Annotated in this window: 13 protein-coding genes and 1 pseudogene; 2 read left to right on the top strand and 12 right to left on the bottom strand. The window is 60.1% G+C overall.

Translation table 11 applies throughout. The features are described 5' to 3' along the window. Positions 1–18: 18 nt before the first annotated feature. From D8U60_RS14265 to D8U60_RS27895, 5 genes and pseudogenes are all read right to left on the bottom strand, one after another. Positions 19–1,116 carry a polyamine ABC transporter substrate-binding protein gene (locus tag D8U60_RS14265; RefSeq protein WP_038860901.1) on the bottom strand — a complete coding sequence of 366 codons (1,098 nt, stop codon included), beginning with the start codon at positions 1,114–1,116 and terminating at the stop codon, positions 19–21. Between the two features lie 186 nt (positions 1,117–1,302). Next, on the bottom strand, positions 1,303–2,415 hold the full coding sequence (locus tag D8U60_RS14260) for a polyamine ABC transporter substrate-binding protein (protein WP_016772660.1): 1,113 nt from the start codon (positions 2,413–2,415) through the stop codon (positions 1,303–1,305). A 171-nt stretch (positions 2,416–2,586) separates the two neighbouring features. Continuing rightward, on the bottom strand, positions 2,587–3,951 hold the full coding sequence (locus D8U60_RS14255; protein ID WP_016772659.1) for an aspartate aminotransferase family protein: 1,365 nt from the start codon (positions 3,949–3,951) through the stop codon (positions 2,587–2,589). 56 nt (positions 3,952–4,007) lie between these two features. Next, positions 4,008–5,366 (bottom strand): glutamine synthetase family protein, encoded by a 1,359-nt coding sequence (locus tag D8U60_RS14250; protein WP_016772658.1) that lies wholly within the window; start codon positions 5,364–5,366, stop codon positions 4,008–4,010. Between the two features lie 333 nt (positions 5,367–5,699). Further along, positions 5,700–5,816 (bottom strand): annotated as a pseudogene (locus D8U60_RS27895) (gamma-glutamyl-gamma-aminobutyrate hydrolase family protein); the annotation flags it as partial. 278 nt (positions 5,817–6,094) lie between these two features. On the opposite strand from D8U60_RS27895, the gene D8U60_RS14240 reads away from it, so the two are divergent. After that, positions 6,095–7,471, top strand: coding sequence for a glutamine synthetase family protein (locus D8U60_RS14240; protein ID WP_016772657.1), 1,377 nt, complete (start codon positions 6,095–6,097; stop codon positions 7,469–7,471). A gap of 285 nt (positions 7,472–7,756) precedes the next feature. Then, positions 7,757–8,389: a TetR/AcrR family transcriptional regulator gene (locus D8U60_RS14235; RefSeq protein WP_095181294.1), complete on the top strand. Its 633-nt coding sequence runs from the start codon at positions 7,757–7,759 to the stop codon at positions 8,387–8,389. An 84-nt stretch (positions 8,390–8,473) separates the two neighbouring features. Here the strand turns inward: D8U60_RS14235 and D8U60_RS14230 are convergent, their stop codons facing one another. The 7 genes from D8U60_RS14230 to D8U60_RS14200 form a co-directional block, all read right to left on the bottom strand. Beyond that, on the bottom strand, positions 8,474–8,689 hold the full coding sequence (locus tag D8U60_RS14230) for a TOBE domain-containing protein (protein ID WP_003229256.1): 216 nt from the start codon (positions 8,687–8,689) through the stop codon (positions 8,474–8,476). Positions 8,690–8,795: 106 nt separating this feature from the next. Next, on the bottom strand, positions 8,796–9,602 hold the full coding sequence (ssuB, locus tag D8U60_RS14225; protein WP_016772655.1) for an aliphatic sulfonates ABC transporter ATP-binding protein: 807 nt from the start codon (positions 9,600–9,602) through the stop codon (positions 8,796–8,798). Beyond that, positions 9,599–10,381 carry an aliphatic sulfonate ABC transporter permease SsuC gene (gene ssuC / locus D8U60_RS14220; protein WP_130900335.1) on the bottom strand — a complete coding sequence of 261 codons (783 nt, stop codon included), beginning with the start codon at positions 10,379–10,381 and terminating at the stop codon, positions 9,599–9,601. The genes ssuB and ssuC overlap by 4 nt, the downstream gene beginning before the upstream one ends. A gap of 9 nt (positions 10,382–10,390) precedes the next feature. Continuing rightward, positions 10,391–11,539 carry an FMNH2-dependent alkanesulfonate monooxygenase gene (ssuD, locus tag D8U60_RS14215; RefSeq protein WP_122612326.1) on the bottom strand — a complete coding sequence of 383 codons (1,149 nt, stop codon included), beginning with the start codon at positions 11,537–11,539 and terminating at the stop codon, positions 10,391–10,393. A gap of 25 nt (positions 11,540–11,564) precedes the next feature. Next, positions 11,565–12,539, bottom strand: a complete 975-nt coding sequence (locus D8U60_RS14210; protein WP_071172169.1) for a sulfonate ABC transporter substrate-binding protein — start codon at positions 12,537–12,539, stop codon at positions 11,565–11,567. An 89-nt stretch (positions 12,540–12,628) separates the two neighbouring features. Further along, complete coding sequence (ssuE, locus tag D8U60_RS14205; protein WP_130900334.1) at positions 12,629–13,222, bottom strand: NADPH-dependent FMN reductase; 594 nt, start codon at positions 13,220–13,222, stop codon at positions 12,629–12,631. A 317-nt stretch (positions 13,223–13,539) separates the two neighbouring features. Further along, entirely contained in the window at positions 13,540–14,178 is a 639-nt protein-coding gene (locus D8U60_RS14200) for a peroxiredoxin (protein ID WP_024014725.1), read from the bottom strand. Positions 14,179–14,452 lie beyond the last annotated feature (274 nt).

The following is a 14,452-nucleotide window of genomic DNA, read 5'->3' as shown; positions in this document are numbered from 1 at the left end:
CCCTGGATAGTTTGTGCGTTATTTGCCCGACTTGACCTTGGTCCAGCTACGGGTCATCAAACGCTGAATATTGGCTGGCAACTCGGTCGACACGTAGGTCTTGTCGAGGACTGCTTGCGGTGGGTAAACCGCTTCATCGGTGCGAATGGATTGTTCCATCAGCTTGTCCGAACCCGGGTTGGGGTTGGCGTAACCGACGTAATCACTGACCTGGGCGATCACCTCAGGTTTCAGCAAATAGTTGATGAAGGCGTGGGCTTCCTTGACGTTGGACGAATCCTTGGGGATCGCCAGCATGTCGAACCACAGCGCACCGCCCTCTTTCGGGATCGAATAGGCGATGTTGACGCCCTTCTTGGCTTCCTCGGCACGGTTCTTCGCCTGGAAGATGTCGCCGGAGAAACCGATGGCCACGCAGATGTCGCCGTTGGCCAGATCGCCGATGTACTTCGAGGAATGGAAATAGGTCACGTAAGGACGCACCGCGAGCAGCTTGGCGGTGGCCTTTTCGTAGTCCTTGGTGTTGGTGCTGTTGGCGTTCAGGCCCAGGTAATTGAGCATGGTCGGCATCATTTCATCAGCCGAATCGAGGAACGCGACACCGCAGCTGTGCAGCTTCTTGATGTTTTCCGGCTCGAACAGCACGGCCCAGGAATCGATCTTGTCGATGCCCAGCACAGCCTTGACCTTGTCGACGTTGTAGCCGATGCCGTTGGTGCCCCACAGATACGGCACGGCGTAGAGGTTGCCGGGGTCGTTCTGTTCCAGGCGCTTGAGCAGCACCGGGTCGAGGTTGGAATAATTCGGCAGCTGCGCCTTGTCGAGCTTCTGGAACGCGCCCGCCTTGATCTGCTTGCCAAGGAAGTGGTTCGACGGCACGACCACGTCGTAACCGGTGCGCCCGGCGAGCAGCTTGCCTTCCAGGGTTTCGTTGGAGTCGAAAACGTCGTAGACCGGTTTGATCCCGGTCTCTTTCTCGAAGTCGGCCAGGGTCGATTCGCCGATGTAATCGGACCAGTTATAAATATGCACCGTACCGGCGGCCTGGGCTCCGACAGCGATTGTCAGGCCGGCAGCGGCCAGCAGGGCTTTGCGCAAAGAAGAAAATACAGGCAAGTGGAGGTCCTCTAAATGGATTGGGCCCAAGTTGCCCCGCGCTGCATGACAGCCATGGCTGCCCGACAACAAAACCGGCGCGCAACTTACCCTCGAAAAACCGATCCAGCAAAACTTTCTGTCATTTAATTATCCGCTGGCCGCCGCCGCGACGACGACGGCCAGTGGTTGTGGCGACAAACCGGCTTATTTGCCCGATTTGATCTTGGTCCAGCTACGGGTGATCAGGCGCAGTGTGGCGGCGTCCAGATCGCTGATCGCATAGAGCTGTTTCTTCACTTCAGCCGAAGGATAGATGCTCGGGTCGCTGGTGATGTCCTTGTCCACCATAGGCGTCGCCGCCTTGTTGCCGTTCGGGAAACGCACGGCGTTGGTGATGCCGGCCATCACTTGCGGCTCCATCAGGTAGTTCATGAACTTGTAGGCGGCTTCGACGTTTTCGGCATCCTTGGGAATGGCGACCATGTCATAGAAAGTACCGGCGCCTTCTTTCGGAATGGTGTAGGCCAGTTTGACCTTGTCACCGGCTTCCTGAGCGCGGGTCTTGGATTGCTCCAGGTCACCCGAATAACCGACGGCGACGCAGATGTTGCCGTTGGCCAGGTCGGAGATGTACTTGGAAGAGTGGAAGTAGGCGACCGACGGACGGATCTTCAGGAACAGGTCTTCGGCGGCTTTCAGATCAGCCTTGTCCTTGCTGTTGGTCGGCTTGCCCAGATAGTGCAATGCCGCCGGAATCATTTCGGTCGGGGCATCGAGGAAGCTCACGCCGCAGCTTTTGAGTTTCTCGATGTTTTCCGGTTTGAACACCACGTCCCACGAATCGATCTTGTCGATGCCGAGCGCAGCCTTGACCTTGGCCGGGTTGTAGCCGATGCCGATCGAGCCCCACATGTACGGGAAGGCGTGTTTGTTGCCTTGGTCGCTGGCATCGCCAACGGCCTTGAGCAGGTCTTCGTCAAGGTTTTTCCAGTTCGGCAGCTTGGACTTGTCCAGCTCCTGGTAAACGCCGGCCTTGATCTGCTTGGCGAGGAAATTGTTGGAAGGCACCACGATGTCGTAACCGGACTTGCCGGCCAGCAGCTTGGCTTCCAGGGTTTCGTTACTGTCGAAGACGTCGTAGACGACTTTGATCCCGGTGGCTTTTTCGAAGTTGGCCACGGTGTCCGGCGCGATGTAGTCGGACCAGTTGTAGACGTGCAGTACCTTGTCGTCCGCGTGCACCGCACCCGCCATCATGCCCGCCATGGACAGCGCGAGCAGAGTCTTGCCAGCTAGCTTTTTACCTAATGCCTTCATGCGTCATGCTCCAAATTTTTCTTTTTTGAACCACTTTGTTCAGCGGCCGAACCCGGACAACTGGAACCGCGGCTAGTCTGGCAAGATCCGAGGCGGTCTTTCAACAAAAGACCAGCCTTTCTGACTGCTTTGAGCGAGTGCGCCGCAGCTCCCCCGCCCAAAGCCTAGCACCTAGGCCTGTAGCGCACCGAGGGTCAGGTCCAGACACTTGCGTGCTTTTGTAACCAGCTCATCGATCTCGGCTTTGCTGATCACCAGCGGCGGCGCGATGATCATGGTGTCGCCCACCGCGCGCATGATCAGGCCGTTGTCGAAGCAGAACTGCCGGCAGATCATGCCCACGCCCTTGCCTTCGTAACGCTTGCGCGTGGCCTTGTCCTGCACCAGCTCGATCGCCCCCAGCAGACCGACGCCGCGAACTTCACCCACCAACGGGTGATCGTTCAGCTCGCGCAGACGTTTCTGCAAATACGGTGCCGTTTCGTTGTGGGCGTTCTCGATAATTTTTTCGTCGCGCAGGATGCGGATGTTTTCCAGGCCCACCGCTGCTGCCACCGGGTGCCCGGAGTAAGTGAAGCCGTGGTTGAAATCGCCGCCTTCATTGAGCACGGCCACCACCGAATCACGCACGATCAACCCGCCCATCGGGATGTAGCCGGAGGTCAGGCCTTTGGCGATGGTCATCATGTGCGGCTTGAGGTCGTAGAAATCGCTACCGAACCACTCACCGGTACGGCCGAAGCCGCAGATCACTTCGTCGGCAACAAAGAGGATGTCGTACTTGGCGAGGATTTCCTTGATGCGCGGCCAGTAGGTATCAGGCGGAATGATCACGCCGCCGGCACCCTGGATCGGCTCGGCAATAAAGGCACCGACGTTGTCGACGCCGACCTCGAGAATCTTTTCTTCGAGCTGATTGGCCGCCCAGATGCCGAACTCTTCCGGCGACATGTCACCGCCTTCGGCGAACCAGTACGGCTGCGCGATGTGAACGATGCCCGGAATCGGCAGGTCGCCCTGCTCGTGCATATAGGTCATGCCGCCGAGGCTCGCGCCGGCCACGGTAGAACCGTGATAACCGTTCTTGCGGCTGATGATGACTTTCTTGTTCGGCTGGCCTTTGATCGCCCAGTAGTGACGGACCATGCGCAACATGGTGTCGTTGCCTTCGGAGCCGGAACCGGTGAAGAACACGTGGTTCATGCCTTCTGGCGCCACGTCGGCAATCGCCTTGGCCAGTTCCAGTGCCGGCGGGTGTGCGGTCTGGAAGAACAGGTTGTAGTACGGCAGTTCGCGCATCTGTTTGGCGGCGGCATCGGCCAGTTCATCGCGACCGTAACCGATCGCCACGCACCAGAGGCCGGCCATGCCGTCGAGGATCTTGTTGCCTTCGCTGTCCCACAGATAAACGCCCTTGGCGTTGGTGATGATCCGCGGACCCTTTTCTTTCAGTTGCTTGAAGTCGCTGAACGGGGCCAGGTGGTGATCGCTGCTCAGCGCTTGCCACTCACGGGTTTGCGGGTTGTTGCTGGTCATGCCAATTCTCCTTGTTATCGGTGAAGGCGCGACGGCTGGCCGCCGCGCCCGGCGCATCAGACGGCGAAGAGCAGGTACTCACGCTCCCAGGAACTGATCACGCGCTTGAAGTTTTCATGCTCGGCCCGCTTGACCGCGACGTAGCCGGTGATGAAGGTCTTGCCGAGATACTTCTCGATGGTCGCGCTGTTTTCCATACGCTCCAGCGCGTCTTCGATGGTCAGCGGCAGGCGCAGGTTGCGGCGCTCGTAACCACGGCCGACCACTGGCGCGCTCGGGTTCAGGCCCTCGACCATGCCGATGTAACCGCAGAGCAGGCTCGCGGCGATCGCCAGGTACGGGTTGGCATCGGCGCCCGGCAGACGGTTTTCCACGCGGCGGTTCTGCGGGCCGGCATCCGGTACGCGCAGGCCGACGGTACGGTTCTCTTCGCCCCACTCGACGTTCACCGGTGCCGAAGTGTCCGGGAGGAAGCGGCGGAACGAGTTGACGTTCGGCGCGAACAGCGGCAACAGCTCGGGGATCAGCTTCTGCAACCCACCGATGTGGTGCAGGAACAACTGGCTCATCGTCCCGTCTTCGTTGGAGAAGACGTTCTTGCCGGTCTGAATGTCGATGATGCTCTGGTGCAGGTGCATGGCGCTGCCCGGCTCGCCGGTCATCGGCTTGGCCATGAACGTCGCCGCCACGTCGTGCTTGAGCGCGGCTTCGCGCATGGTGCGCTTGAATACCAGAATCTGATCGGCCAGCGACAGGGCGTCACCGTGACGGAAGTTGATTTCCATCTGCGCGGTGCCGTCTTCGTGGATCAGCGTGTCGAGGTCCAACTCCTGCAATTCGCACCAGTCGTAGACGTCTTCGAACAGCGGGTCGAACTCGTTGGCCGCTTCAATGGAGAACGACTGCCGACCGATTTCCGGACGGCCCGAGCGGCCGATCGGCGGCTGCAACGGATAGTCGGGGTCGTCGCTGCGCTTGGTCAGGTAGAACTCCATTTCCGGCGCCACGATCGGCTGCCAGCCCTTGTCGGCATACAGCTTCAAGACTTTCTTGAGGACGTTGCGTGGCGACAGCTCGATCGGGTTGCCTTGCTTGTCGTAGGTGTCGTGGATCACCTGCGCGGTCGGCTCGATCGCCCACGGCACCAGGTACACGGCGTTCTGGTCGGGCCGGCAGATCATGTCGATGTCGGCCGGGTCGAGCAGTTCGTAATAGATGTCGTCTTCGACGTAGTCGCCGGTCACGGTCTGCAGCAGCACGCTCTCGGGCAGACGCATGCCTTTCTCGGCGATGAACTTGTTGGTCGGCGAAATCTTGCCCCGGGTAATACCGGTCAAGTCGCCGATCATGCATTCGACTTCTGTGATCTTGCGGTCTTTCAACCAATCGGTGAGCTGGTCGAGGTTGTTACTCATAAATGCCTCTGGGCTGAGTCTCCTGACGCGATGTCAGGCAATTTTGACGCTTGCGGCGTCGCGTTAAAGGGGGCTTGCTCGCGCAGTGCCGGCTTACGCCTGGCACCGCGCATAGACAATGAAAGAGGAGCTTACCTGCCCTTGACGCTGGCGTTGCATTTCCCGTGCACTTTGCAAACGTGCAGAATCACAAGCATGACGCTGAGTGCGGCACGGGCTTTGGGAGGGAAAGAGTTCTATAGTGAAAGGAGACGCCATAAAGCGGATGCTGTGCCCGACGTCCAGAATATCGGACGCTGCCGTGTTGCCGGATGTTGGCGAGCGTGTCGTCAACAGGCTGCGCGCCTTGCTGGCTGCGCTACGGACGGATTGATCGCCACTGATGTGATGAGCATGCAGACCGGACTGTTGCGAGCAGTCGGTGATGCCGATTAACGGCAGGCGAGACATGAAGCACCCCGGTATTATTGCTGTTATGGGTTTGACCGGAGCTTAGCCTTGTTCATTTTTTTACACAACACCCCCGTAAAAAATACAACACGGCCTGCTCAAGCCCGCAGCCGAGCAACGTTCAAGGTTTGAAAAAACGCCCCAAAGTGCCCCATAAATGCCCTTCAAGCGCTTTTTCGGGGCAAAAAAGGCCTCGCTTGACTTCGGCAGGCCGTTCGGGTTGACTGAAACCAGAAAAGATCAATGATTGATATTTTTAACAACAAAGGTGTTGCATCATGTCGGTACCCCCGCGTGCCGTTCAGCTTAACGAAGCGAACGCGTTCCTTAAGGAACATCCTGAGGTTCTGTACGTTGACCTTCTGATTGCGGATATGAATGGTGTGGTGCGCGGCAAGCGCATCGAACGCACCAGCCTCCACAAGGTTTACGAGAAAGGCATCAACCTGCCGGCCTCTCTATTTGCTCTGGATATCAATGGCTCCACGGTGGAAAGCACCGGCCTGGGCCTGGACATCGGCGACGCCGATCGAATCTGCTATCCAATCCCCGATACCCTGTGCAACGAGCCATGGCAGAAGCGCCCGACCGCGCAGCTGTTGATGACCATGCACGAACTCGAAGGCGATCCGTTCTTCGCCGATCCCCGTGAAGTGCTGCGCCAGGTGGTGACCAAGTTCGACGAGCTCGGCCTGACCATATGCGCCGCCTTCGAACTCGAGTTCTACCTGATCGACCAGGAAAACGTGAACGGCCGTCCACAGCCGCCACGCTCGCCGATCTCCGGCAAACGCCCGCACTCGACGCAGGTCTACCTGATCGACGACCTCGACGAATACGTCGACTGCCTCCAGGACATTCTGGAAGGTGCCAAAGAGCAAGGCATCCCGGCCGATGCGATCGTCAAGGAAAGTGCCCCGGCGCAGTTCGAAGTGAACCTGCACCACGTCGCCGACCCGATCAAGGCCTGCGACTACGCCGTCCTGCTCAAGCGTCTGATCAAGAACATCGCCTACGACCATGAAATGGACACCACCTTCATGGCCAAGCCGTATCCAGGCCAGGCGGGCAATGGTCTGCACGTACACATATCGATTCTGGACAAAGCCGGCAAAAACATTTTTGCCAGCGAGGATCCCGAGCAGAACGCCGCGCTGCGTCACGCGATCGGCGGTGTGCTCGAGACCCTGCCGGCGCAGATGGCTTTCCTCTGCCCGAACGTCAACTCCTACCGTCGCTTCGGCGCGCAGTTCTACGTACCGAACTCGCCGTGCTGGGGCCTGGACAACCGCACCGTGGCGATCCGCGTACCGACCGGCTCTGCCGATGCCGTACGTATTGAGCACCGCGTGGCCGGCGCCGACGCCAACCCGTACCTGCTGATGGCTTCGGTACTGGCCGGCGTGCACCACGGCCTGGTCAACAAGATCGAACCGGGCGCGCCTGTCGAAGGCAACAGCTACGAACAGAACGAACAGAGCCTGCCGAACAACTTGCGCGATGCCCTGCGCGAGCTGGACGACAGCGAGGTGATGGCCAAGTACATCGATCCGAAGTACATCGATATCTTCGTCGCCTGCAAGGAAAGCGAGCTGGAGGAGTTCGAACACTCCATCTCCGACCTTGAGTACAACTGGTATCTGCATACCGTTTAAGCGATTGTAGCTTCAGGAAAAAACGCCGTTGGCTGATTCAGCCAGCGGCGTTTTTTTATGGCCGAACACAAAACCTGTGGCGAGGGGATTTATCCCGTTGGGTTGCGAAGCAGCCCCAAATCCATCCCACTCGGTGCGTCAGGAATACCCGGCTCTCAGGGTTTACGACTGCTGCGCAGCCGAACGGGGCGGTGCGACGTTTCGCTAAATCCCCTCGCCACAGGGTACCGGCAGACAACACCTGAAGCGCCTCGTACAATGCCCGCTGCCCCGCAGGAGACTTCCATGACGCGACCCGCCACCGTCCGCAAACCCCGTGCCCGCAGTCAGGCGCGGATCGATTCGATCCTCGATGCCGCGCGCACGCTGCTGGCGGCCGAGGGCGTGGCGAGTCTGTCGATCTACAGCGTCGCCGAGCGCGCGCAGATTCCGCCCTCCTCCGTGTATCACTTCTTCGCCAGCGTGCCGGCGTTGCTCGAAGCACTGACCGCCGATGTCCACGCAGCCTTTCGTGCGTGCCTGCAAGCGCCGATCGATCACGATGCGTTGCGTGACTGGCGTGACCTGTCGCGACTGGTCGAACAGCGCATGCTGGAGATTTACGACCAGGATGCGGCTGCACGGCAATTGATCCTGGCGCAACACGGCCTGACCGAAGTGACCCAGGCCGACCGCCAGCACGATCTGGAACTGGGCGACCTGATGCACAAGCTGTTCGACCAGCATTTCGAGTTGCCAAGGCTGCCGGACGATGTCGATGTGTTTGCCCTGGCGATGGAACTGGGCGACCGGGTTTATGCACGTTCGGTGCAGCAGCACGGGCAGATCACTCCACGCATGGCCGAAGAAGGAATGCGGGTGTTTGATGCCTATATCGGGTTGTACCTTCCGCCATATTTACCCAAAAGAAATCTCTAGCGAAAGCCGCGCCGCCGAATCCGCGACAGGCACAAAAAACCCCGCAGGGCTCACACCCTCCGGGGTTGTTTTTTGTTCACCGGCTTACAACTTGGCGATCGATACCTCGGTGGATTTCACAAAGGCGATCACTTCGCTGCCGACCACCAGCTCCAGCTCTTTCACAGAGCGGGTAGTGATCACCGAAGTGACGATGCCCGAAGCGGTCTGCACGTCGATTTCCGACAGCACGTCGCCGAGGACGATTTCCTTGATCGAGCCTTTGAACTGGTTGCGCACGTTGATGGCTTTGATAGTCATGGCATTTCTCCTAGGATCGAAATGAGCTGCAAGCGGCAAGCTATAAGCTGCAAGTAAAAGCACCAGGCTTGTTCTTGCGGCTTGTAGCTTGAAGCTGGCAGCTGCTTCATTGCGCCCAGCGCAATTGCGTAGGCAGGGGTGAAACGGGTTCCGGCGCCGGCGGTTCGCCGGGCAGGGACAGAACACGGTTGAGCACTTCGGTTTCCAGTGCGGCGAGGCGATGCGAGCCACGCACCCTGGGGCGCGGCAGTTCGACGTGCAGGTCGAGGCCAACTTCGCCGTCCTCGATGAGGATCACCCGATCGGCAATCGCCACCGCTTCACTGACGTCATGGGTCACCAGCAGCACGGTAAAACCGTGTTGCTGCCAGAGCCGTTCGATCAGTTGCTGCATCTCGATGCGGGTCAGGGCATCCAGTGCGCCAAGCGGTTCGTCGAGCAGCAGCAGACGCGGCTGGTGAATCAGCGCCCGGGCCAGCGCTACGCGCTGCTTCTGGCCACCGGACAATGCCGCCGGCCACTCATTGGCGCGATCAGCCAGACCCACGGCTTCCAGTGCATCCAGCGCTTGCTGGCGCCAGTTGCCCTTGAGGCCGAGACCGACGTTGTCGATGATCCTTTTCCACGGCAGCAGCCGCGCTTCCTGGAACATCAGCCGCGTATCGTCGCGCGCCTGGCTGAGCGGCGCGGAGCCGGCCAGCAGCTCGCCGCCAGTCGGTTGATCGAGGCCGGCGAGCAAGCGCAAGAACGTGCTCTTGCCACAACCGCTGCGCCCGACCACGGCGACAAATTGCCCCGCCGGAATGTGCAGATCGATGTCGCGCAGCACCTGCCGCGCGCCGAAGGTTTTCTGCAGGTTGCGCACCGCCAGCGGAATCCCGCGCAGCAGGCGTGGAGGTTGTTGAGCAGTCATGCCGCACCTCCCTTGGCAACCTGATAGGCCGGGTGCCAGCGCAGCCACACACGCTCAAGTCCACGGGCGGCGAGGTCGGCAAGTTTGCCGAGCACCGCGTAAAGCAGGATCGCCAGCACCACCACATCGGTCTGCAGGAACTCGCGGGCGTTCATCGCCAGATAGCCGATACCGGAGCTGGCCGAGATGGTTTCAGCGACGATCAGGGTCAGCCACATGAAGCCCAAAGCGAAGCGCACGCCAACCAGAATCGACGGCAAAGCACCCGGCAGAATCACCTGCCAGAACAGACTGAAACCGCTCAGACCATAACTGCGCGCCATCTCCACCAGCGCCGGGTCGACGTTGCGGATGCCGTGGTAAGTGTTGAGGTAAATCGGGAACAAGGTGCCCAGCGCCACAAGGAAAATCTTCGCTGACTCGTCGATGCCGAACCACAGGATCACCAGCGGAATCAGCGCCAAGTGCGGCACGTTGCGGATCATCTGCACCGAGCTGTCGAGCAGGCGCTCGCCCCATTTCGACAGGCCGGTGATGAAGCCCAGCACCAGGCCGATGCTGCCGCCGATGGTAAAACCGAGTGCCGCGCGCCAGCCGCTGATTGCCAGGTGTGTCCAGATCTCGCCGCTGCGCACCAGACTGACGCCGGCTTCGATCACCGTCACCGGTGCCGGCAGAATCCGTGTCGACAACCAGCCCGCCGACACCGACAACTGCCACACCGCCAGCAGCAACACCGGCAACGCCCAGGGCGCGAGGCTGTGGATAATTTTCTTCATGGCCGCGCCTCAGCTCTGCGATGCGGCTTTGGGCAGGATGTCGTTAGCGACCATCTCGCCGAACGGGCTGACATAACCGGCGCTCTTCGGCAGTTCCGGGCGTTCGACGTCGAGGTGTGGGAACAGCAACTCGGCCACGCGATACGACTCTTCGAGGTGTGGATAACCGGAGAAGATGAAGGTGTCGATGCCAAGATCGGCGTATTCCTTGACCCGCGCCGCCACAGTCGGGCCATCGCCGACCAGCGCCGTACCGGCACCGCCGCGCACCAGACCCACTCCGGCCCAGAGGTTCGGGCTGACTTCAAGGTTGTCGCGGCTGCCGCCGTGCAGCGCGGCCATGCGTTGCTGGCCGACCGAATCGAAGCGCGCCAGCGAAGCCTGCGCACGTTGGATGGTGTCGTCGTCCAGATGCGAGATCAGCCGGTCCGCTGCCTGCCAGGCTTCGGCGTTGGTTTCACGGACGATCACATGCAGACGAATACCGAAGCGCACGCTGCGGCCGAGCTTGGCGGCTTTGGCCCGGACTTGTGCGATCTTCTCGGCCACCGCGGCCGGCGGCTCGCCCCAGGTCAGGACCATCTCCACCTGCTCGGCGGCCAGATCCTGCGCCGCTTCCGAAGAGCCACCGAAATACAGCGGCGGACGCGGTTGCTGAATCGGCGGATACAGCAGTTTCGCGCCTTTGACGCTGATGTGCTCGCCGTCGTAATCGACGGTTTCGCCTTCCAGCACACGGCGCCAGATGCGGGTGAATTCCACCGAAGCCTGATAACGCTCTTCATGGTTGAGGAACAGGCCATCGCCGGCCAGTTCTTCCGGGTCGCCACCAGTCACCAGATTGAACAGCGCACGCCCGCCGGACAAACGATCCAGCGTCGCTGCCTGGCGCGCCGCGACCGTCGGGGAAATGATCCCGGGGCGCAGGGCGACGAGGAATTTCAGACGCTGGGTCACCGGAATCAGCGAGGCCGCGACCAGCCACGAGTCTTCGCAGGAACGCCCGGTCGGAATCAGCACCCCGCCAAAACCCAGACGATCCGCCGCTTGCGCGACCTGTTGCAGATAACCGTGATCAACCGCGCGGGCGCCTTCGGCGGTGCCAAGGTAATGGCCGTCGCCGTGGGTCGGCAGGAACCAGAAGATGTTGAGGCTCATGGAGTGGTCTCCTTGTGGATTCGAATTACTGGGCTGGGGAGCTTTGGGCCACAGCGGCCGGCGGGGTCCAGATCACATCCTTGATGCTCAACGGCTTGGGAATCAGCTTGAGCTGGAAGAACGTGTCGGCGATTTTCTGTTGCGCGGCGACCACTTCCGGGGTCAGGAACAGCGCACCGTAGCCCTGGCGTTTCACCGAGGTCAGGGTGATGTCCGCCGGCAGGCCAAGCAGTGGCGCGACCTGTTGCGTCACGTCTTCGGGATTGGCTTGCGACCATTCACCCACCGCGCGCACTTCTTCGACGAGGGTCTTGATCACCTCGGGATTTTTCTGCGCGTAAGGTTTGGTCGCGAGGTAGAACTGATGGTTGTCGACGATGCCTTTGCCGTCACGCAGGGTGTGCGCTTGCAGTTGTTTCTCGGCAGCGGCCTGGTACGGATCCCAGATGACCCAGGCGTCAACGCTGCCACGTTCGAACGCAGCGCGGGCATCGGCCGGCGGCAGGAACACGGTCTGAATATCGCTGTACTTGAGGCCGGCGTCTTCCAGTGCACGCACCAGCAGGTAGTGCACGTTGGAGCCTTTGTTCAGGGCGACTTTCTTGCCCTTGAGATCGGCCACCGATTTGATCGGCGAGTCTTTCGGCACGAGGATGGCTTCGCTGTTCGGCGCTGGCGGTTCGTAGGCAACGTAGAGCAGATCAGCGCCGGCAGCTTGAGCGAAAACCGGTGGGGTTTCGCCGGTCACACCAAAGTCGATTGAGCCGACGTTGAGGCCTTCGAGCAGCTGCGGGCCGCCGGGAAACTCAGTCCATTGCACGTCGACGCCTTGCGCGGCGAGGCGTTTTTCCAGCGTGCCCTTGGCTTTGAGCAGCACCAGTGTGCCGTACTTCTGATAACCGATCCGCAATGTCTCGGCTTGAGCTTGGGTGATGGCGCCGAAGGTGACAGCCGCAGCAAACAGAGCGACCAGACCACGACGCAAAAATACAGTGCGCATAGCGCTCTCCTTTTTGCTGTTGGGTTTTGGCTGCACCTGCTTGCCCGTTGGCGGGCGAGTAAGGCCAGTACTTCAAATTTCGATAAGGCTTAAATGCTCCAGCGAGCACTCAACAAACGTTCGTTCAGCAGGCCCGGCTCCAGCGGTTTCGGCCGGCGCGCCATGGCACCGATGAACTGGTCCAGGGCCTCGTGCAAGCGCTGCTCCAGGGCCGGCGCCAGTTGCGCGGTGGCACTGCCTTCGCCATAAGCGATCTGGCTGTCCTCGGCGAAAATGCCCTGAAGCATTTCCTGGGCCTTGAGTGCCGACAGCACAGGCTTGAGCGCGTAATCGACCACCAGCATGTGGGCGATGCTGCCGCCCGTGGCCATCGGCAAGACAATCTTGTGGTTCAAGGCGCGCTCGGGGAGCAGATCCAGCAGGGTCTTCAGCGCACCGGAAAACGAGGCCTTGTACACCGGTGTGGCGATCAGCAGGCCATCGGCGTTTGCTATCTGTTGCAGCAGGTCGAGGACCTTCGGGCTGTCGAAGCGCGCGTGGAGCAGATCCTCGGCCGGGAAGTCCCGCACCTGATAACTCACCACTTCCACCCCTTGCTGTTGCAACCAGCGTTGCGAACGCTCCAGCAGCACCCCGGAACGGGAGCGCAGGCTGGGGCTGCCACCGAGTGAGACGACCAGCATTGCAGATTCCTTTAAGCGTTACGGGCGATTCGCAGGCTGCGATCTCGCTTCAATGGCAGTGACCTTACCAGCTGATTTATATATCCATAAATCATATTTATTCATTTGGTTATGCGTTTTGGAGATATACCATCCAGCAAGATCCAGGCGAAAAAAAGGCCGTCGGAACGGCCGAAATTCCCCTGCGTTGTAGTCACACGAAGATCGTTCCCACGCTCTGCGTGGGAATGAATCCATGGACGCTCCGCGTCCACTGTGACGCGGAGCGTCACGGGCAGCATTCCCACGCGGGAGCGTGGGAACGATCATTGGGAAGGTTATTTGTTCGGCTGCGGCGTCAGGCGCAGGTACGGCTTCACCGCGCGATAGCCTTTGGGGAAGCGCTGCTTGATTTCGTCCTCATCCTTGAGCGACGGCACGATCACCACCTCTTCACCGTCCTGCCAGTTGGCCGGGGTGGCGACTTTGTAATTGTCGGTGAGCTGCAGCGAATCGATCACCCGCAGAATCTCGTGAAAGTTGCGCCCGGTGCTCGCCGGGTAGGTGATGGTCAGGCGGATCTTCTTGTTCGGATCAATGACGAACAGCGAACGTACCGTCAGGGTGTCGTTGGCGTTCGGGTGGATCAGGTCGTAGAGATCGGAGACCTTGCGATCGGCATCGGCCAGGATCGGGAAGTTGACGATGGTGTTCTGGGTTTCGTTGATGTCCTCGATCCACTTGTGGTGCGAGTCCACCGGGTCGACCGACAGCGCGATGGCTTTGACGCCGCGCTGGCTGAATTCATCCTTGAGCTTGGCGGTGAAACCCAGCTCGGTGGTGCACACCGGAGTGAAGTCCGCCGGATGGGAAAACAGCACGCCCCAGCTATCGCCCAGCCATTCGTGGAAACGAATCTTGCCGGCGCTGGAGTCTTGTTCGAAATCGGGGGCGATGTCGCCGAGTCTGAGGCTCATGGTGCTGCTCCTGATGAGGGATGGGAGACAACAACTGTAGCTCGGGATCAATCAGCGTGAAAAAGAATAAATAAGTAGATATCTAGATGATTAGGGAATATTAAAGATCTGTTCATTGGACACCGACCTGCATCGCGACGAACATCCAACGCAAGGTTCGAGAAGGCCTTGAGTTGCAGCAAAGAGGGAAATCGAGAAGGGCTTACGGGGGTGAGCCTGACTCGAAACGCAAAAGCCCCGTCCGGCGCGATGCCGGACGGGGCTTTTTTTGCTT

The organism is Pseudomonas sp. Sample_11, from assembly GCF_004307505.1.
Lineage (GTDB): Bacteria > Pseudomonadota > Gammaproteobacteria > Pseudomonadales > Pseudomonadaceae > Aquipseudomonas > Aquipseudomonas atacamensis.
This window is presented reverse-complemented; position numbering and strand designations above follow the sequence as displayed.

What these genes read in the sequence shown, in the direction of transcription:
- D8U60_RS14260 (WP_016772660.1), bottom strand. Translation starts at nt 2,415, where the DNA reads ATGAAGGCATTAGGTAAAAAGCTAGCTGGCAAGACTCTGCTCGCGCTG.
- D8U60_RS14255 (WP_016772659.1), bottom strand. Translation starts at nt 3,951, where the DNA reads ATGACCAGCAACAACCCGCAAACCCGTGAGTGGCAAGCGCTGAGCAGC.
- D8U60_RS14250 (WP_016772658.1), bottom strand. Translation starts at nt 5,366, where the DNA reads ATGAGTAACAACCTCGACCAGCTCACCGATTGGTTGAAAGACCGCAAG.
- D8U60_RS14240 (WP_016772657.1), top strand. Translation starts at nt 6,095, where the DNA reads ATGTCGGTACCCCCGCGTGCCGTTCAGCTTAACGAAGCGAACGCGTTC.
- D8U60_RS14235 (WP_095181294.1), top strand. Translation starts at nt 7,757, where the DNA reads ATGACGCGACCCGCCACCGTCCGCAAACCCCGTGCCCGCAGTCAGGCG.
- D8U60_RS14230 (WP_003229256.1), bottom strand. Translation starts at nt 8,689, where the DNA reads ATGACTATCAAAGCCATCAACGTGCGCAACCAGTTCAAAGGCTCGATC.
- ssuB (WP_016772655.1), bottom strand. Translation starts at nt 9,602, where the DNA reads ATGACTGCTCAACAACCTCCACGCCTGCTGCGCGGGATTCCGCTGGCG.
- ssuC (WP_130900335.1), bottom strand. Translation starts at nt 10,381, where the DNA reads ATGAAGAAAATTATCCACAGCCTCGCGCCCTGGGCGTTGCCGGTGTTG.
- ssuD (WP_122612326.1), bottom strand. Translation starts at nt 11,539, where the DNA reads ATGAGCCTCAACATCTTCTGGTTCCTGCCGACCCACGGCGACGGCCAT.
- D8U60_RS14210 (WP_071172169.1), bottom strand. Translation starts at nt 12,539, where the DNA reads ATGCGCACTGTATTTTTGCGTCGTGGTCTGGTCGCTCTGTTTGCTGCG.
- ssuE (WP_130900334.1), bottom strand. Translation starts at nt 13,222, where the DNA reads ATGCTGGTCGTCTCACTCGGTGGCAGCCCCAGCCTGCGCTCCCGTTCC.
- D8U60_RS14200 (WP_024014725.1), bottom strand. Translation starts at nt 14,178, where the DNA reads ATGAGCCTCAGACTCGGCGACATCGCCCCCGATTTCGAACAAGACTCC.